At 68.1% G+C, this 17,289-nt stretch carries 16 protein-coding genes; 11 read left to right on the forward strand and 5 right to left on the reverse strand.

The features are described from left to right. The first annotated feature begins 64 nt into the window (after positions 1-64). The 3 genes from E0W60_RS12095 (at position 65) to E0W60_RS12105 (ending at position 3,039) form a co-directional block, all read left to right on the forward strand. Positions 65-1,273: a D-alanyl-D-alanine carboxypeptidase family protein gene (locus E0W60_RS12095; protein ID WP_133093575.1), complete on the forward strand. Its 1,209-nt coding sequence runs from the start codon at positions 65-67 to the stop codon at positions 1,271-1,273. Positions 1,274-1,322: 49 nt separating this feature from the next. Further along, on the forward strand, positions 1,323-1,631 hold the full coding sequence (locus E0W60_RS12100; protein ID WP_133093576.1) for an HP0495 family protein: 309 nt from the start codon (positions 1,323-1,325) through the stop codon (positions 1,629-1,631). A gap of 211 nt (positions 1,632-1,842) precedes the next feature. Beyond that, on the forward strand, positions 1,843-3,039 hold the full coding sequence (locus E0W60_RS12105) for a class I SAM-dependent rRNA methyltransferase (protein WP_135704310.1): 1,197 nt from the start codon (positions 1,843-1,845) through the stop codon (positions 3,037-3,039). Positions 3,040-3,133: 94 nt separating this feature from the next. On the opposite strand, the gene E0W60_RS12110 is transcribed toward E0W60_RS12105, so the two are convergent. The 3 genes from E0W60_RS12110 to E0W60_RS12120 all read right to left on the reverse strand — a co-directional run bounded on the left by E0W60_RS12110 (position 3,134) and on the right by E0W60_RS12120 (position 6,592). Further along, entirely contained in the window at positions 3,134-5,245 is a 2,112-nt protein-coding gene (locus tag E0W60_RS12110) for an ATP-dependent helicase (protein ID WP_135704312.1), read from the reverse strand. A 165-nt stretch (positions 5,246-5,410) separates the two neighbouring features. Further along, positions 5,411-5,944 carry a TlpA disulfide reductase family protein gene (locus E0W60_RS12115; RefSeq protein WP_133093579.1) on the reverse strand — a complete coding sequence of 178 codons (534 nt, stop codon included), beginning with the start codon at positions 5,942-5,944 and terminating at the stop codon, positions 5,411-5,413. A gap of 120 nt (positions 5,945-6,064) precedes the next feature. Beyond that, positions 6,065-6,592, reverse strand: a complete 528-nt coding sequence (locus E0W60_RS12120; protein ID WP_135706202.1) for a thioredoxin fold domain-containing protein — start codon at positions 6,590-6,592, stop codon at positions 6,065-6,067. Between the two features lie 139 nt (positions 6,593-6,731). On the opposite strand from E0W60_RS12120, the gene E0W60_RS12125 reads away from it, so the two are divergent. The 4 genes from E0W60_RS12125 to zwf all read left to right on the forward strand — a co-directional run bounded on the left by E0W60_RS12125 (position 6,732) and on the right by zwf (position 10,121). Then, on the forward strand, positions 6,732-7,343 hold the full coding sequence (locus E0W60_RS12125) for a hypothetical protein (RefSeq protein ID WP_135704314.1): 612 nt from the start codon (positions 6,732-6,734) through the stop codon (positions 7,341-7,343). A gap of 96 nt (positions 7,344-7,439) precedes the next feature. After that, positions 7,440-8,081 (forward strand): LysE family transporter, encoded by a 642-nt coding sequence (locus E0W60_RS12130; protein WP_063236625.1) that lies wholly within the window; start codon positions 7,440-7,442, stop codon positions 8,079-8,081. A 71-nt stretch (positions 8,082-8,152) separates the two neighbouring features. Next, entirely contained in the window at positions 8,153-8,332 is a 180-nt protein-coding gene (locus E0W60_RS12135) for a hypothetical protein (RefSeq protein ID WP_133093581.1), read from the forward strand. A gap of 292 nt (positions 8,333-8,624) precedes the next feature. Beyond that, positions 8,625-10,121, forward strand: coding sequence for a glucose-6-phosphate dehydrogenase (gene zwf / locus E0W60_RS12140; protein ID WP_135704316.1), 1,497 nt, complete (start codon positions 8,625-8,627; stop codon positions 10,119-10,121). 82 nt (positions 10,122-10,203) lie between these two features. On the opposite strand, the gene E0W60_RS12145 is transcribed toward zwf, so the two are convergent. Continuing rightward, a complete protein-coding gene (locus E0W60_RS12145; RefSeq protein WP_135704318.1) occupies positions 10,204-11,745 on the reverse strand; it encodes a YifB family Mg chelatase-like AAA ATPase in 1,542 nt (513 codons plus the stop codon). A 95-nt stretch (positions 11,746-11,840) separates the two neighbouring features. Then, on the reverse strand, positions 11,841-12,119 hold the full coding sequence (locus tag E0W60_RS12150) for an accessory factor UbiK family protein (protein WP_133093584.1): 279 nt from the start codon (positions 12,117-12,119) through the stop codon (positions 11,841-11,843). A gap of 381 nt (positions 12,120-12,500) precedes the next feature. Here E0W60_RS12150 and E0W60_RS12155 point away from each other — a divergent pair, with 381 nt between their 5' ends. From E0W60_RS12155 to ltrA, 4 genes are all read left to right on the forward strand, one after another. Next, complete coding sequence (locus E0W60_RS12155; RefSeq protein ID WP_135704320.1) at positions 12,501-13,298, forward strand: TorF family putative porin; 798 nt, start codon at positions 12,501-12,503, stop codon at positions 13,296-13,298. Between the two features lie 53 nt (positions 13,299-13,351). Continuing rightward, positions 13,352-13,690 (forward strand): P-II family nitrogen regulator, encoded by a 339-nt coding sequence (locus E0W60_RS12160; protein WP_010814843.1) that lies wholly within the window; start codon positions 13,352-13,354, stop codon positions 13,688-13,690. Positions 13,691-13,722: 32 nt separating this feature from the next. After that, positions 13,723-15,279 (forward strand): ammonium transporter, encoded by a 1,557-nt coding sequence (locus E0W60_RS12165; RefSeq protein ID WP_135704321.1) that lies wholly within the window; start codon positions 13,723-13,725, stop codon positions 15,277-15,279. A gap of 479 nt (positions 15,280-15,758) precedes the next feature. Further along, positions 15,759-17,126: a group II intron reverse transcriptase/maturase gene (ltrA, locus tag E0W60_RS12175; RefSeq protein WP_135702721.1), complete on the forward strand. Its 1,368-nt coding sequence runs from the start codon at positions 15,759-15,761 to the stop codon at positions 17,124-17,126. Positions 17,127-17,289 lie beyond the last annotated feature (163 nt).

The raw sequence follows: 17,289 nt of genomic DNA on the forward strand, positions 1-17,289 counted from the left end.
GGCGCAGCTTCGTCACCGCGCCATCCCGTCCCGCACGATCCCTTTCTTGTCGGAAACAGAAACAATGCTGAATAGAGCCACGACGCGCCTTTCCTCCGCCTTTGCACCCGCCGCCATCGTCGCTGCCGTCGCCACGGCCACGCTGGCCGCCGCGCCCGCCGCCGTCCTTGCGCAGGGCGTGCCGATGCCGCAGGTCGCCGCCAAGTCGTGGATGCTGTATGACGTGACCAGCGGCCAGGCGCTGGCCTCGCAGAATGCCGACCAGCGCATCGAGCCGGCCTCGCTGACCAAGCTGATGACCGCCTACCTGGCGTTCGAGGCACTCAAGGAAAAGCGCCTGACGCTGGAACAGACCGTGGTGCCGACCAACCTCGTGCTCAAGGTCAAAAGCGACGAGTCACGCATGTTCATCGAGCCCAACAAGCCGGTCAGCGTGCAGGACCTGCTGCTGGGCCTGATCGTGCAGTCGGGCAACGACGCCGCGCTGGCGCTGGCCGAGGCAGTGGGCGGCTCGGAAGAGGGCTTCGTCGCGATGATGAACCGCGAGGCCCAGCGCATGGGCATGAAGAGCACCCACTTCACCAACACCGACGGCATTCCCGACCCGAACCACTACACCACCGCGGTGGACCTGGCGACGCTGACCACGCACCTGATCAAGGACTTCCCCGAGTACTACGCCATGTACTCGCAGAAGGAGTTCACCTATAACAAGATCAGGCAGCCCAACCGCAACCGCCTGCTGTACATCGACCCGACCGTGGACGGCGTCAAGACCGGCCACACCAAGTCCGCCGGCTATTGCCTGATCTCGTCGGCCCAGCGTCCGCTGGCCAACGTGCCCAACGGCCAGCGCCGCCTGATCTCGATCGTGATCGGCACCACCACCGAACAGGTGCGCACGCAGGAAAGCCTGAAGATCCTCAACTACGGCTTCCAGTTCTTCGACACGCTGCGCCTGTACGACAAGGGGCAGGTGCTGGCCACGCCCGAGATCTACAAGGGCAAGGCCGGCACGGTCAAGATCGGCGTGCAGCACGAGACCTTCGTCACCGTGCCCAAGGGCACCGGCGGTCGCCTGAAGCCGGTGCTGGAGCGCCAGGAACTGATGATCGCGCCGATCGCGGCGGGCCAGCAGGTGGGCATGGTCAAGCTGATGGACGGCGCCAACAAGGTGGCCGAGTTCCCCGTGGTGGCGCTGGAAGAAGTGCCCGAGGCCGGTTTCTTCGGCCGCCTGTGGGACACCATCCGCCTGTGGTTCAAGCGCAAGTGATTGGCACGCGCGGCCTGGAGATTTGCCGGGCCGCGCCGGAGAAAACGACATGACTTCCGACAACCAGGGCAGCGGCAACAAGCCCGGCGATATCCCGCCGGAGCAGTCGCTGATCGAATACCCGAGCCATTTCCCGATCAAGGTGATGGGCTCGATGCAGGACGGCTTTGCCGAGGCCATCGTCACGCTGGTGCAGGAGTTCGATCCGGACTTCCATGCGGGCAAGATGGAGATGCGGCCCTCGAGCAAGGGCAACTATCTCGGACTCACCGTGACGGTGTGGGTGACCAGCCGCGAGCAGCTGGACGACCTGTACCGGGCGCTGACTTCGCATCCGATGGTGAAGGTGGTGCTGTAACCGCTGACGTATCTTTCCTGATTGTTTGCTCCCCCCTCCCGCGCGCGGGAGAGGGGCCGGGGGAGAGGGCAGGCGCTGGCAATGCCGACGCCCGTCACTTTGTTGACACTCCCGCCCTCTCCCCCAACCCCTCTCCCGCAGGCGGGAGAGGGGAGCCGCACCGCAGGGAGCCAAACACCGCGGCTGCGGCACGCATCCTCCCCATACCGACATGAACACCATCACCCTGAAACCCGGCAAGGAAAAATCGCTGCTACGCCGCCACCCGTGGATCTATGCCACCGGCATCGCCACCACCGAAGGCCGCTGCGAGCCGGGCTCGACCGTGACCGTGCGCGCCGCCGACGGCCGCTTCCTGGCCAAGGCCGCCTATAGCCCCGAATCGCAGATCCGTGCGCGCGTGTGGACCTTCGACGAAAACGAGCCGGTCGACCACGCGCTGTTCAAGCGCCGCGTGGCCGCGGCCATCGCCTACCGGCGCCAGTGGGTGAAGGACAGCGATGCGGTGCGCCTGATCTTCGGCGAATCGGACCGGCTGCCGGGGCTGATCGTCGACTACTACGGCAGTGGGGAAACGGGCCAGCTGGTGTGCCAGTTCAATGCGGCCGGCGTGGAGCACTGGAAGACCGCGATCGTGCAGGCGCTGGTCAAGGAGACTGGCTGCCCCAACGTCTATGAACGCTCCGACGCCGCCGTGCGCCAGCGCGAGGGGCTGGAGCTGGTGACCGGCGTGCTGGCCGGCGCGGAGCCCGATCCGGCGCTGTCGGTGACCGAGCATGGCGTGCGCTATTACGTCGACGTGCGCAACGGTCACAAGACCGGCTTCTACGTCGACCAGCGCGACAACCGCAAGCTGGTGGGCGACCTGGCCGAAGGGCGCGAGGTGCTGAACTGCTTCTGCTATACAGGCGGTTTCTCGCTGGCCGCGCTGCGCGGCGGGGCCAAGTCGGTGACGTCGATCGATTCGTCGGGCGAGGCGCTGAAGATTGCCGCGGGCAACGTCACCCTGAACGGGTTCGATCCGGAGCGCGCGACCTGGCTCGACGCTGACGTGTTCAAGACGCTGCGCGAGTTCCGCGCCGAAGGGCGTCAGTTCGACCTGATCGTGCTGGACCCGCCCAAGTTCGCGCCGTCGGCGCAGCATATCGACCGTGCCGCGCGTGCGTACAAGGAGATCAACCTGGTCGGCACGCAGCTGCTGCGGCCAGGCGGTTTGCTGTTCACGTACTCGTGCTCGGGCGCGATCAGCATGGAGCTGTTCCAGAAGATCGTGGCGGGCGCAATGACCGATGCGCGGGCGGATGCGCGCATCCTGCGCAGGCTGTCGGCCGGCACCGATCACCCGATGCTGGCGGCGTTCCCGGAAGGGGAGTACCTGAAGGGGTTGCTGCTGGAGAAGGTGGGGTAACGCTGCGATCCGGAAGCGGCGACAGCCCTAGCGCGCCGCTTGTTTTCTCCCCTATCCCGCGCGCGGGAGAGGGGAGAAAAACGGCGCGACGAGACTACCGCCACATATTCCGCATCCGGCTGGCCAGGTCCACCGGCGCCAGCGCCGGCTTTGCCTTCCCCTCGCCCGGCATCGGCGGCGGCGGCCATGCCCGGCTGTGGAAATTCGGCATCACGCGATTCGGGATGAACCGCGTGCGCGACGCATACACATGCCGGTCGCCAAAGCCCACCTGCTGGTGCACGTAGAAGCGCTGCGGCACGACGACGTCCAGATGGTCCTTGGCGCGCGTCATCGCCACATACAGCAGCCGCCGTTCTTCCTCGATCTCTTCGGTCGTTCCCGTCGCCAGGTCGCTCGGCATGCAGCCATCGACGGCATTGAGCACATATACTGCCTTCCACTCCTGCCCCTTGGCCGAGTGGATGGTCGACAGGATCAGGTAGTCCTCGTCGCGCGACGGCACGCCGGATTCATCGCTCGACGCACTGGGCGGGTCCAGCGTCAGCTCGGTCAGGAAGCGCTCGCGCGCGCCGTAGGTGGCGGCGATGCGTTCCAGCTGCTGCAGGTCGGCCTGGCGCGCGGCGGCGTCGTCGTGCAGGCGTTCGAGGTGCGGCGTGTACCAGGCCAGCACCTGCTCGAACTCCGACGGCCACGGCGAGGCCGGCGCCATCAGCGCGCGCGCCAGCGTCAGCAGGTCGGCCCACGCGGGGGCAGCGGCCGGCGGCGGCTCGAATTCCTGCAGCGAGAACAGCGGCTCGGTGGCCAGCGCCAGCGCGTCGAGCACACGTGCCGCGGTCTTGGGGCCGATGCCCGGCAGCAGCTGCAGCGTGCGGAAGCCTGCCATGCGGTCGCGCGGGTTTTCCAGCCAGCGCACCACGGCCAGCACGTCTTTCACGTGCGTCGATTCCAGGAACTTGAGCCCGCCGAACTTCACGAACGGGATATTGCGCCGCGCCAGCTCGATCTCCACCTGCGCGCTGTGGTCGGCGGCGCGGAACAGCACCGCCTGCGCCATCAGCGCCAGGCCGGCCTCGCGCCGCGCCAGCACCTGCTCGACCACGTAGCGCGCCTGGTCGGCCTCGTCGTTGACGACGATGATGCCGGGCTTCTCGGCCGACAGCCGCTCGGACCAGAGATCCTTGGTATAGCGCTCGGCCGCCAGTCCGATCACGGCGTTGGCGGCCTGCAGGATCGGCTGCGTCGAGCGGTAGTTCTGCGACAGCGTCACCTGCTGCGCGGGCGGCGTGAACTGCTGCGGGAAATCGAGGATATTGCGCACGGTCGCACCGCGGAACGCGTAGATCGACTGCGCATCGTCGCCGACCACGGTCAGGCCGCGGCCATCGGGCCGCATGGCCAGCAGGATCGACGCCTGCAGTGCGTTGGTGTCCTGGTATTCGTCGACCAGGACGTGGTCGAAGCGCGCGCCGATGTCCTGCGCGATGGCCGGCTCTGCCATGGCCTGCGCCCAGTACAGCAGCAGGTCGTCGTAGTCGAGCACGTGCTGCTTCTGCTTGGCCTCGACATAGCCGGCAAACAGCGTGCGCAGCGCATCGGCCCACATCGCGTAGCGCGGGAACTGCTGCTTGAGCACGTCCGCCAGCGGCGCCTGCGTGTTGACCACGCGCGAGTAGATCGACAGGCAGGTCTCTTTTTTGGGAAAGCGGCTCGCGGTCTCGGACAGGCCCAGGTCGTGGCGCACCACGTGCATCAGGTCGGCCGCATCGCCGCGGTCGCTGATGGTGAAGGCGGGCGACAGGCCCAGCGTCTCGGCGTACTCGCGCAGCAGGCGCGCGCCGATGGCGTGGAAGGTGCCCGACCACTGCAGCGCCGCGCGGCCCGCGCCGGTCTGCGTGCCCAGCGCCTGGTCGACGATGCGCTCGACGCGCCGGCCCATTTCGGCGGCGGCGCGGCGCGAGAAGGTCAGCAGCAGGATGCGGCGCGGATCGGCGCCGCCCAGCACCAGGTGCGCGACCCGGTGCGCCAGCGTGTTGGTCTTGCCCGAGCCCGCGCCGGCGATGATCAGCAGCGGCCCGTCGCTGCCGTGCTCGACCGCGGCGCGCTGCTCCGGGTTGAGCCTGGACAGGTAGGCGGGGCCTGCGTCGGCCGCATCGGGGGCAAGGGCGGATTCGAGGTCCGCGGCGGGGGCAAGGTCGAGTGACACAGGCAGGAAAGAGGAATGGGGCGGGCAAAAAAAGCTGGCGCTAACTGTATATCCATACAGCCCGGCAGTGCAAGCCGCTTTGCGCGGGATGGGGCACGAACCAATAAAAAAGGTGCTCGATGAGCACCTTTTCCTGAATGTTGCGGGCGGCGGCGGGTGACAGCGTTACGCAGACTTTGCCAGCGCGCCGTCCAGCAGCTTGTGCAGCGCATCCCACTCGGGCTCGCCGACATAACGCTTGAGGATGCGTCCGTCCTTGTCGACCACGAAGGTGGTCGGCGTCAGCTGCACATTGCCGAAGGCCCTGGCGGCGGACCCGTCCGAATCCATCGCGACCTTGAACGGCAGCCCGCGCGTCTTGGCGTAGTTCATCACGTACATCGGCGGGTCATAGTTCATCGCCACGGCGACGAACTCCAGCCCCTTGCCCTTGAACTGCTCGTAGGTCTTGACCATGTCGGGCATTTCCTTGACGCAGGTGGCGCAGCTGGTGGCCCAGAAATTGACCAGGTAGACCTTGCCCTTCAGGTCGGCGGTGCTGACCTTCTCGCCCGACAGCAGCGTGAACGTGGCGGCCGGCGCGGCGTTGGAGGGCGCCAGCGCGCGGTAGCCGAACCAGCCCAGCAGCGCCAGTACGACGACTGCGGCGACGATGGGCCAGGGCTTGCGGGAGGACTTGGCGGAAGTGGAAGTGGTCATGGGAGGCGGAGGAAGGCGAATTCTCTTCGGGCAACGACACATTCTAATGCCGCGGGCGCCGCGGTGTTGCGCGCGGTCTGCTTGCGTCAATCTGTCGCAATGCCGGCGCCACCGCGCGGTTCAGCGCCGTGTGGCGATGGCGGCGCGTGCCTGGTCCAGCGCCTGCTCCAGGTAGGCGCCGTAGAAATCGGGCTGCATGCCGCGCAGCGGACTGGCGGCGGCGCGGCCCTGGCGATCGAGGAACAGCACCGTCGGCGCCACCCGCACCTGGTGCGCCCGCGCCCAGTCGCGCGCGGTGGTCATGCTGCCGTCGGCATCGCGCAGCGGCGTGGCGGCGGTCAGGTCGAGCTCGCGCACCGCGATCTCGCCGGCGGCGGCCTGCAGGCCGAGGTAGTTGCGGCGCACCGCGTCGCAATAGCCGCATCCTGGCATAGACACCAGCAGCACCAGCGGCTCGCCACGTTGCGCGGCCTCGGCGCCATGCGCGGCCAGGTCGGTGGCGGCAGGCAGGTGCGCCGTGCCCGCGGCCAGCGCCGCGCCGGCGGCCGTTGCCAGCAGCGTGCAGGCGGCCAGTCGCGCCAGTTGCGCTAGTCGGAGCAGCGCGGACCGGGCTGGTACGGCGAGGCGGGGCAGGGCGGGAACAGGCATGCGGTCGGGAAACACTGTCAGGCGGCGCACCATGCACCGGGGCGCCACTTCCGCGATAATACCGGTTTCCGCCCGCAGGCGACGGCGGCCGCCAGAGCCGCTCCATGGCCTGCGCGCGCTGTCCGCCACACGCTTCCCCATGCGTCCTCTTTCGCCCCAGTCGTCGAGCCTGGCCGCCCTGGCCCGCAGTCCCATGCTGCGCCGCGCCGCCGTATGCGCGGCGCTGGCCCTCTGCGCCTGTTCGCCCCGCTATGACTGGCGCACGATCCAGTCCGGCGAGGGCGCCTATGCCGCGCTCTACCCCGGCAAGCCCAGCAGCGCCGCGCGCGACGTCACCATCGCCGGCCGCAAGCTGCCGATGACGATGGAGGCGGCGCGCGTCGACGACACGCTATTCGCCGTGGGCGTGGTCACGCTGCCTGCCGACGACGAAGCGCTGCGGCGCGAGGCGCTGGCGGCGATGCAGGCGGGCCTGCTGGCCAACCTGGGCACGTCGTCGGGCGAGCCGGCGCGTACGCGCCCGGTCACGATCACGACCGCCGACAAGCCGGGGCGGCCGCTGGCCGGCGTGGAAGTGCAGGCCAGCGGCGTGTCGCCGCAGGACCAGTCGCCGCGGCGGCTGACCGCGCGGCTGGTGGCGGTGGGCGCGCGCGCCTACCAGGCGGTGGTGCTGGAGTCCGGCGACGCCGCGCGCGACCAGCGCCAGGCCGAGCAGGTGGAGCAGTTCCTCGGCGGCTTCCACCCGTTCTGAGGTCCCGCAGGACGCCGCAGGAATACAGGGTTTGCGCCGGGCCGCGTCAGTGCGGCGGCGGCAGTTGTCGGGCAGTTGTCGTCTAGGAGAATCGAAATGCGTTGGGAAGTGTGGCTGGCTTATTTCGCGGCGTGCTGGGTGATTGCGGTGTCGCCGGGATCGGGGGCGGTGCTGTCGATGAGCCACGGCCTGTCGTATGGCCTGCGCAAGACCACCACCACGATCTTCGGCCTGCAGACGGGGTTGGTAATCGTGCTGCTGGTGGCCGGCGGCGGGCTGGGCGCGCTGCTGCTGGCCTCGGAGCAGGCCTTCATGGTGGTGAAGACCGTGGGCGCGCTGTATCTGATTTACCTGGGCTTGCAGCAGTGGCGCGCGAAGGTGCAAAGCAGCGAAGGCGCCAGCGAGGGTCCCGCCCGCGTGGCCGTGATGAGCCCACGCCGGCGCTTCGCCACCGGGCTGCTGACCAACGTGACCAATCCCAAGGGCATCATCTTCATGGTCGCGGTGCTACCGCAGTTTATCGACCCGAACCACCCGCTGGCGCCGCAGCTGGCCATCCTGGCGCTGACCATGTGCTGCGTCGACCTGGTGGTGATGCACGGCTACGCGCTGCTGGCCTCGCGCATGCAGGGCCTGTTCCGCAACGCGCGCGCGGTGCGCTGGCAGAACCGCTTCTTCGGCAGCGTGCTGATGGCGGTTGGCGCGGCGCTGTTCTTCGTGCGCCGGCAGCACGCCTGAGCGCCGGCACTGGCGCCAACCCTCGGGGTTTGCTTCAATGAGGGGAACCCCCCGGCCACGGAGAGCCCCAAATGCCAGCCTCGCCGATTCCCCGCGCCGGCGCGCGCATGCTGCCGCGCCACACCGTGCCTCCGGTGGAAGAACCGTCGCCGCCGGGCGTGCCTCCCGACTTGCCATTGCCGCCGGAAGAAGATCCGGTGCCGCCGCCGGTCGAGCCGCCGGTGGCGACGCCAATCGGAAAACGCGCGTAGGGATCGCCGCGGCCCGCCGGGGCCGCTTTAGGCCTTCCTCCCTTTCGTCGCTGCGGCGCGGCGCCCGGCATGGTTCGCCTGTCACGCTGGGGGCGCAAAGTATGGCGGTCCATGCCGCGGCATCGTGCCGGGCGCGCTGTGACCCGCGCCTGTGACCCGCGCCTGTGCCTGCGCCGGGGTGGGGGCCAGCGTGCTCACTGGCATGGTTCATGCGGCTTGCCGCGCGTGCCGGCCGGGCTCGCGCTGCCCGACCCACATCGCGCCGGTGTTCCCGGCAAGCAAGGAGCCCGCCATGCCTACCGCCCGTTCCGCGTTTTCAGCTTCCTCCTTCGGCACGCCCGATCCACGGCCGGTGGATCTTGTGATCTTCGGCGGCACCGGCGACCTGTCGGCCCGCAAGCTGCTGCCCTCGCTGTACATGTGCCATTGCGACGGCAACCTGCCCGAGGGCACGCGCATCATCGGCGTGGGCCGCCATGAATGGGATGCCGCAGCCTTCGCGCGTTTTGCCGACGAGCGCGCGCAGCCGTTCGTCGATGCGCGCTACCTCGATCCCGACAAGTGGCGCGCGTTCCTGCAGCGGCTCGACTTCGTCCGGGTCGATGCCTCGCAGCCCGGCCACTACGAGACGCTGGGGAAGGCGCTGCGCAGCGAAGCGCTGCGCATCTACTACATGGCGATGCCGCCGGGCCTGTTCGCCCAGACCTGCGACAACCTGGCCGGGCACGGCCTGATTGCCGACGACACCCGGCTGGTGCTGGAGAAGCCGCTGGGGGTCGACCTCGCCTCGGCCATTGCCATCAGCGAGGTAGTGACGCGCTACTTCAGCGAAGACCGCACCTACCGGATCGACCACTACCTCGGCAAGGAGACGGTGCAGAACCTGATGGCGCTGCGCTTCGGCAATTCGATTTTCGAGCCGCTGTGGCGCACGCCGTTCGTGTGCAGCGTGCAGATCACCGTGGCCGAGACGGTCGGCGTGGGCTCGCGCGGCGGCTTCTACGACGAGGCCGGCGCCATGCGCGACATGATCCAGAACCACCTGCTGCAACTGGTCAGCATCCTGGCCATGGAGCCGCCCGCATCGCTGAACTCGGACGCCGTGCGCGACGAGAAGCTCAAGGTGTTGCGCTCATTGCGCCCGATGTCGCCCGAGGACGTGCGCCGCAACACGGTGCGCGGCCAGTACACCGCGGGCGCCATCGGCGGCGAGCTGGTGCCCGGCTACCTGCAGGAAGACGGCATCCCGGCGGACAGCCGCACCGAGACCTTCGTCGCGATGCGCGCGGAGCTGGGTACCTGGCGCTGGAACAAGGTGCCGTTCTACCTGCGCACCGGCAAGCGCATGCAGGAACGGGTGACCGAGGTGGTGATCCAGTTTGCCGGGGTGCCGCACTCGATCTTCGATCCCGGCAGCACGCTGCGCGCCAACCGCATGGTGATCCGGCTGCAGCCGGAAGAGTCGGTGCGGCTGATGCTGATGGTCAAGCAGCCGGGCGAAGGCATGAAGCTCAAGCCGCTGAGCCTGGCGCTGAACCTGGACTCGGCCTTCACCACGCGCCGCGCCGAAGCCTACGAGCGGCTGTTGCTCGACGTGATCCGGGGCCGGCTGGCGCTGTTCGTGCGACGCGACGAGCTGCAGGCCGCGTGGACCTGGGTCGATCCGATCCTGGAAGCCTGGCGGCACCAGGACGAAGGCCCGCGGCCCTACACCGCCGGCACCTGGGGGCCGGCGGCGTCTTCGGCGTTCATGGCGCGCGAGGGCGTGCAGTGGTCGGAGGAAGCCTGACCGCCGCCGCCACCGCCAACTGCGGACCGGCGCGCCGGTCGTCCGGATCGAGGCTGTCCCCGCCGCTTCGCCGCGGCTGGCGCTAGCCGGCCATCCGCAGCGCCCGCCGGTACTGGATCGCCTCGCCCACGTGGCTGGCGGTCAGCACCTCGGCGCGATCGAGGTCGGCAACCGTGCGCGCCACCTTCAGCACGCGGAAGTACGAGCGCGCCGACCACGCCAGCCGCGTCATCGCGCCGCGCAGCAGCGCCTGTGCCTGCGGCTCCAGCACGCAGTGCTGCTCGATCTCGCGGCCGCCCAGTTCGCTGTTGGGCTTGCCTTGCCGCGACAGCTGCAGCGCCCGCGCCGCCAGCACGCGCTCGCGCACCGCGGCGCTGGGCTCGCCCGGCGGGCCGTCGAGCATCTCGCCCTGGTCCTGGGCGGGCACTTCGATCTGCAGGTCGATCCGGTCGAGCATCGGCCCGGAAATGCGCGACTGGTAGCGGCGCACCTGGTCGGGGGTGCAGCGGCATGGCCGGTCGGGATGCCCGAGGTAGCCGCACGGGCACGGGTTCATCGCCGCCACGAACTGGAAGCACGCGGGAAAGTCGGCGTGCCCATTGGCGCGCGCGATGGTGATGCGACCGGACTCCAGCGGCTCGCGCAGGACTTCGAGCACCCGGCGGTCGAATTCGGGCAATTCATCCAGGAACAGGACCCCGTGGTGCGCCAGCGAGATCTCGCCCGGCCGCGGGTTGCCGCCGCCGCCGACCATGGCCGGGCCCGACGCGGTGTGGTGCGGCGCGCGGCAGGGGCGCCGGCCCCACAGTTCGGTGCGGAAGCCGCCCGGCGTCAGGCTCATGACCGCCGCGGATTCCAGCGCCTCCTGCAGCGACATCGGCGGCAGCAGGCCCGGCAGCCGTTGCGCCAGCATCGACTTGCCAGTGCCTGGCGGGCCCACCAGCAAGGCCGAATGCTGTCCCGCGGCGGCGACTTCCATGGCCCGGCGCGCCTGCGCCTGGCCGCGCACGTCGCGCATGTCGGGTCCGCTGGCGCTCGACTTCGGCAGCGCGGCGGGGGCGGCGCGCGGCAGGCGCGCGTCCGGCTGGCCACCGAGGTGCTCGCATACCTCGCGCAGCGTGGCTGCGGCGTGGACGGCCAGGTCTTCGATCAATGCCGCTTCGGGGCCATTGTCGCGGGCCACCAGGAAAGCGCGTGGGGCGGCGCCGGCCGCGTGGCATGCGGCGTTGTCCTGCGCCAGGCACATCGCCATGGCCAGCGCGCCGCGCACCGGCCGCAGCTCGCCCGACAACGACAGCTCGGCGGCGAATTCGTGGGCGTCGAGCGCCTCGGACGGGATCTGGCCACTGGCGGCGAGGATGCCCAGCGCGATGGCCAGGTCGAAGCGCCCCGATTCCTTGGGCAGGTCGGCCGGGGCCAGGTTGACGGTGATGCGCCGGTTGGGAAATTCGTAGCCGCTGTTGAGGATGGCGGCGCGCACGCGCTCGCGGCTCTCGCGCACGCCGGTGTCGGCCAGGCCGACGATGGTGAACACCGGCAGGCCGTTGGCCAGGTGCGTTTCCACGCGCACCGGGGGCGCGGCGATGCCGGTCAGCGCGCGGCTGCGCAGGACGGCAAGACTCATGTCAGGCCCTCCATGTCATCGAATCGTTAACGAAAAAGGCCGCCAGGATTGGCGGCCTTCAGGCAGGCTGGTGTGGTCAGCGCGGACTGGCGGTCTCACGCGCCTCCGGTGGAGTCCACCGCACCGGCGCCGGGCGGGATGCCGGCGCGGCGCTCGAGTTCGGCCACGCGGGCTTCCAGCTCTTCCAGCCGGGCGCGGGTACGGGCCAGCACCTGCGATTGCACGTCGAATTCCTCGCGGGTGACCAGGTCGAGCCGGGCGAAGCCCTGCGTCATCATGCTGCGCACATTCTTCTCGATGTCCCTTGCCGGCGAATTGCGCAGCGCCTCGCTGACCTTGTTCTGCAGGTCGTTGAAGAGATCGGTCGGTTTCATGGTTTCTCCTTTGCGCACCTAACTGGTGCCAATCCCGGTAGGCATCTGGCGTATCGCGCGCTTTCGCACTGGTTTTGGGCGCCCTGAATGCGGGCGGAATTCCCTGGTGCGGGCGCACGCTGCCACCGTCAGGTCTCAATTATCGCCGGTGCGGCACGTGGGGGAAAGCTCCGGCGTGCCTGCCTTCACACCTTTTCACCCGATCAGGCTTTGTCGCAAGGCAGATTGAAGCGCGGCTTGGGTCACCGGCGCGGCCAGGATGGGGTTTCGGTTCACCGATTTCGCAGCGGCTGGCACGGCAGTTGCAGTAGTGATCGCGCCTGCCTCACCAAAATCCAACAAACGAAATCCGAGCCATCCCGGGAAAAGGAGAAGAAATTCATGAAGAAGTTGGCCCTTGCAGTCAGCGCGGTCGTCCTGTCCGGCGCCGCCGCCACCGCGTATGCCCAAAGCACCGACGCGGCAGCAGCGCCCGCCGCCGCCGCCGCTGCCGAGCCGGCATCGCCGCATACCTTTACGGCCAACGTGTCGCTGGTCTCTGACTACCGCTATCGCGGCATCAGCCAGACCAACCTGCGCCCGGCCATCCAGGGCGGCTTCGACTACGCCCATTCGAGCGGCTTCTACGTGGGCAACTGGAACTCGAGCATCAGCTGGCTCGAGGACGCCAACCCCTCGGTGTCGGCACCGGTGGAAATGGATTTCTACGGTGGCTTCAAGAACACCTTCAAGGTGTCCGACCTCGAATTCAACTACGACCTGGGCGTGCTGACCTACTACTACCCGGGCGGCTACAACAACCCGCGTCCCTATACGACCGAGCTGTACGCCGGCATCGGCTGGGGTCCGGTATTCCTGAAGTACTCCCATTCGGTGACCAACCTGTTTGGCTTCAACGACAGCAAGAACAGCTACTACGTCGACCTGACGGCCAACGTGCCGCTGAACTTCTGGGACCTGACGCTGAATGCGCACGTGGGCTACCAGGGCGTGGCGCACTTCAGCGACGCGTCGTACACCGACTGGAAAATCGGCCTGACCAAGGATCTCGGCAAGGGCTTCTCGCTGGCGGTGGCCTACGTCGACACCAATGCCAAGGAGTCGGTGTACACCAGCGCCAACCGCGGCCGCTACCTGGGCAAGGCGGCGGCCTGGGCCTCGCTCACCAAGACTTTCTAATCACCGCTGCAGGCCGGGCAGGCTGAAGCGAGCCTGCCCCAAGGAGAACCCGGATGAAACTCATCATCGCAGTCATCAAGCCGTTCAAGCTCGACGAAGTGCGCGAAGCGCTGTCGGACGTGGGCGTGTCCGGCATCACCGTCACCGAAGTGAAAGGCTTCGGCCGCCAGAAGGGCCATACCGAGCTGTACCGCGGCGCCGAGTACATCGTCGACTTCCTGCCCAAGGTGAAGATCGAGGTGGCGGTGCCCGACGACGTGGTCGAGCGAGCCATCGAGGCGGTCGAGAAATCTGCCCGCACCGGCAAGATCGGCGACGGCAAGATCTTCGTGGCACCGATCGAGCAGGTCATCCGCATTCGCACCGGCGAGACCGGCGGCGATGCCCTGTGACCCAAGACAGCATAGAGACAGAGGCTAATCACATGAAGACCTGGATCAAGCGATTCCTGACGGCCGGCGCAATGGCGCTGGCCATCGGCACGGCGGGAGTGGGCATGTCCGCGCCGGCCGCCGCACAGGACAAGCCGGCGGCGGAGGCTTCGGCCCCGGCCGCCTCGGCCGCCGCCCCCGCGCCCGCCGCCGCTGCAGCGGCACCCGCGCCCGCTGCCGCCCCCGCGGCGGCGGCCCCGGCCGCTGCCGCCGAAGCCGCCGCCGCACCGGCGGCGCCGCAGCCCAACAAGGGCGACGTGGCCTGGCTGCTGGTGGCCACCGCCTTCGTCATCCTGATGACGCTGCCGGGCCTGGCGCTGTTCTACGGCGGCCTGGTGCGTTCCAAGAACATGCTGTCGGTGCTGATGCAGTGCCTGGTGATCTTCTCGCTGGTGGCGCTGCTGTGGGCGATCTACGGCTACAGCTTCGCCTTCACCGAGGGCAACGCCTTCTTCGGCGGCACCGACCGGCTCTTCATGAAGGGCCTCACGGTGGAAGCCATGGCGGCCACCTTCAGCAAGGGCGTGGTGATCCCGGAGCTGGGCTTCTTCGCCTTCCAGTGCGCCTTCGCCTGCATCACCTGCGGCCTGATCATCGGCGCCTTCGCCGAGCGCGCCAAGTTCTCGGCCGTGCTGGTGTTCGTGGTGCTGTGGTTCACCTTCTCCTACATCCCGATGGCGCACATGGTCTGGTTCTGGCCGGGTCCTGACGCCTACACCGACGCTGCCGCCGGCGCTGCCGCGACCGCCAAGTCGGGCTGGCTGTTCCAGAAGGGCGCGCTCGACTACGCGGGCGGCACCGTGGTGCACATCAACGCCGCCGTGGCGGGCCTGGTGGGCGCGTATCTGTTCGGCAAGCGCATCGGCTTCGGCCGCGAGGCGATCCGTCCGCACAGCCTGACCTTCACCATGGTCGGTGCCTCGCTGCTGTGGTTCGGCTGGTTCGGCTTCAACGCCGGCTCGGGCCTGGAAGCGAGCGCCGGTGCCGCGCTGGCTTTCGTCAACACGCTGCTGGCGACCTGCGCCGCGGTGCTGGCGTGGACCTTCGGCGAGTGGATCGGCAAGGGCAAGCCGTCGATGCTGGGCGGTGCCTCGGGCGCGGTGGCCGGCCTGGTGGCGATCACCCCGGCAGCCGGCTTCGTCGGCCCGATGGGCTCGATCGTGATGGGCCTGGTGGCTGGCCTGCTGTGCCTGTGGGGTGTGACCGGCCTGAAGCGCATGCTGGGCATGGATGACTCGCTGGACGTGTTCGGCGTGCACGGCGTGGGCGGCATCGTGGGCGCGCTGCTGACCGGCGTGTTCGCCGCGCCTAGCCTGGGCGGCACCGGCATCTACGACTACGTGGCCAACAAGGTGGCGGAAGACTATTCGATCGCCGGCCAGCTGTGGGTCCAGTTCGAGGGCGTGCTGACCACGGTGGTGTGGTCGGGCATCGTTTCCTTCGTGGCCTACAAGCTGGTGGACATGCTGATCGGCCTGCGGGTGCCGGAAGATGAAGAGCGCGAGGGCCTGGATATCACCTCGCACGGCGAGACCGCGTATGAAGGCTGATCGCCAAGGTGTTGTGCTGGAGAGCTGATTGGGAATCGTCTCTCAGGAGCTTTGCCCGGCCGCGTGCCGGGCTTTTTTCGTGCGCCCAGCATGGGCGCACTCTTGTGGGTGCAAGTCCCACCGTAAGCTGATCACAGCGAACGAAGCGAAGCGCAACTGCGTGAGGGCGACCGAGCGTGGGGAGGAAGCGTGGAGCGTAAATCGTGAGCCGATGAACAAGAACCACATAGAAGGCGCGGCTGAGCAGGGCGAGCGGGCGAGAAACCGCGAAGCTCTTGTGATCAAGGCGAGGCAGCGTAAATGTGGCGGCTGTGCGATGAAGGAGTGCGTTCTTACCTGGGGAGACCTCACCTCGATCCCGAAAGGGTAACGGCGTCGAGCCGGAGTGAGGAGTCAGCAGAGGCCGTAGTAGCCAGAGGACAGACCGGCAAGGTTGGAGCTATTGGCGAAGGGCCGAACGAGAGGAAGTGTCAGAAGCCATGACGATGTTGGAGGCCAGGCGCCAGAAGCCCGCGCGAGCGGGGCGGGACACCGAAGCCAGGGGTGAAGCCCCGGATGGAGTGTGTCGCGGCGAAGCCGAAATCCCGCGGCATGAAACGGACGGCACAGGGTCGGCGCTGCTGGAAGCGGCGCTGACGCGCGAGAACTTGCGGCAGGCGTTCAAACGGGTGCGGGCGAACAAGGGGTCGGCGGGTGTGGACGGGCTGGACATTGACCAGACGTCGCGCAAACTGGCGTCCGAGTGGCCTCGTATCCGTGAGGAACTGCTGCGGGGGACGTACCGGCCCAGTCCGGTACGACGGGTGACGATCCCGAAGGCGGAAGGTGGCGAGCGCGAGCTTGGCATCCCGACGGTGACGGATCGGCTGATCCAGCAGGCGCTGTTGCAAGTCCTGCAACCGCTGCTTGACCCGACCTTCAGCAAGCATAGCTACGGGTTTCGGCCTGGACGGCGGGCACATGATGCGGTGTTAGCCGCTCAGTCGTTCGTGCAGTCGGGCCGTCATGTGGTGGTGGACGTGGACTTGGAGAAGTTCTTCGACCGGGTCAACCACGACATTCTGATCGACCGCCTAAGGCAACGCATCGCCGACGCCGGGATCATCCGGCTGATACGAGCCTACCTGAACGCGGGAATCATGGATGGCGGGGTGGTCATGGAACGGCATCAGGGAACGCCGCAAGGTGGTCCCCTGTCGCCGCTGCTGGCCAACGTCTTGCTAGATGAGGTGGACAAGGAGTTAGAGTGGCGGGGTCACTGCTTCGCGCGGTATGCCGATGACTGCAACGTCTACGTTGGCAGTCGTCGCGCTGGCGAGCGGGTGATGGCTCTGCTACGAAGGCTCTATGACCGCCTCAAGCTGAAAGTTAACGAAGCCAAAAGCGCCGTGGCGCCGGTATTTGGTCGCAAGTTCCTTGGGTATGGCCTATGGCAAGCCCGGGACGGTGTGATCAAACGTGTGGTGGCTGCTAAGCCAATGGCGGCGTTCAAACAGCGTGTCAGGGTACTGACGCGGCGCAATGGTGGGCGCAGCCTCCAAGCCGTAGTCGATCAGTTGCGCCCTTACCTGCTGGGCTGGAAAGCCTACTTCGGGCTGGCGCAGACCTCCAGAATCTGGCGTGAGTTGGACAGCTGGATAAGGCGGCGGCTTCGGGCCTTGCAGCTCAAACAGTGGCGCAGGGGCAAGACTATCCACCGCGAACTGCTTCGCCTGGGGGCCTCACTACCGGTGGCGCAGTCGGTGGCGGCGTTAAGCCGTCGCTGGTGGCACAACAGCCTATCGGCGATTCATCGGGTGCTGACCACTGCCTACTTCGATAGTCTGGGACTGCCCCGTCTCGTCTGACCTCAACCTCTCGAACCGCCCGGTGCGGACCCGCATGCCGGGTGGTGTGGCAGGGGATGCAGCCCGATGGGCTGCCCCCTATGCCGATTTGTCTTATCAAGCAGGCATTAGCACCGCACACAACGCCACACCGGCTCGCTGGGCGGCTGGCCGGAGAAAACTC

It is taken from the genome of Cupriavidus oxalaticus (assembly GCF_004768545.1).
In the GTDB taxonomy this organism is placed as follows: Bacteria; Pseudomonadota; Gammaproteobacteria; order Burkholderiales; family Burkholderiaceae; genus Cupriavidus; species Cupriavidus oxalaticus_A.

Excerpts from the sequence above, each read along its gene's own strand:
- E0W60_RS12095 (WP_133093575.1), top strand. The coding sequence starts at position 65 with ATGCTGAATAGAGCCACGACGCGCCTTTCCTCCGCCTTTGCACCCGCC.
- E0W60_RS12100 (WP_133093576.1), top strand. The coding sequence starts at position 1,323 with ATGACTTCCGACAACCAGGGCAGCGGCAACAAGCCCGGCGATATCCCG.
- E0W60_RS12105 (WP_135704310.1), top strand. The coding sequence starts at position 1,843 with ATGAACACCATCACCCTGAAACCCGGCAAGGAAAAATCGCTGCTACGC.
- E0W60_RS12115 (WP_133093579.1), bottom strand. The coding sequence starts at position 5,944 with ATGACCACTTCCACTTCCGCCAAGTCCTCCCGCAAGCCCTGGCCCATC.
- E0W60_RS12120 (WP_135706202.1), bottom strand. The coding sequence starts at position 6,592 with ATGCCTGTTCCCGCCCTGCCCCGCCTCGCCGTACCAGCCCGGTCCGCG.
- E0W60_RS12125 (WP_135704314.1), top strand. The coding sequence starts at position 6,732 with ATGCGTCCTCTTTCGCCCCAGTCGTCGAGCCTGGCCGCCCTGGCCCGC.
- E0W60_RS12130 (WP_063236625.1), top strand. The coding sequence starts at position 7,440 with ATGCGTTGGGAAGTGTGGCTGGCTTATTTCGCGGCGTGCTGGGTGATT.
- E0W60_RS12135 (WP_133093581.1), top strand. The coding sequence starts at position 8,153 with ATGCCAGCCTCGCCGATTCCCCGCGCCGGCGCGCGCATGCTGCCGCGC.
- zwf (WP_135704316.1), top strand. The coding sequence starts at position 8,625 with ATGCCTACCGCCCGTTCCGCGTTTTCAGCTTCCTCCTTCGGCACGCCC.
- E0W60_RS12145 (WP_135704318.1), bottom strand. The coding sequence starts at position 11,745 with ATGAGTCTTGCCGTCCTGCGCAGCCGCGCGCTGACCGGCATCGCCGCG.
- E0W60_RS12150 (WP_133093584.1), bottom strand. The coding sequence starts at position 12,119 with ATGAAACCGACCGATCTCTTCAACGACCTGCAGAACAAGGTCAGCGAG.
- E0W60_RS12155 (WP_135704320.1), top strand. The coding sequence starts at position 12,501 with ATGAAGAAGTTGGCCCTTGCAGTCAGCGCGGTCGTCCTGTCCGGCGCC.
- E0W60_RS12160 (WP_010814843.1), top strand. The coding sequence starts at position 13,352 with ATGAAACTCATCATCGCAGTCATCAAGCCGTTCAAGCTCGACGAAGTG.
- E0W60_RS12165 (WP_135704321.1), top strand. The coding sequence starts at position 13,723 with ATGAAGACCTGGATCAAGCGATTCCTGACGGCCGGCGCAATGGCGCTG.
- ltrA (WP_135702721.1), top strand. The coding sequence starts at position 15,759 with ATGACGATGTTGGAGGCCAGGCGCCAGAAGCCCGCGCGAGCGGGGCGG.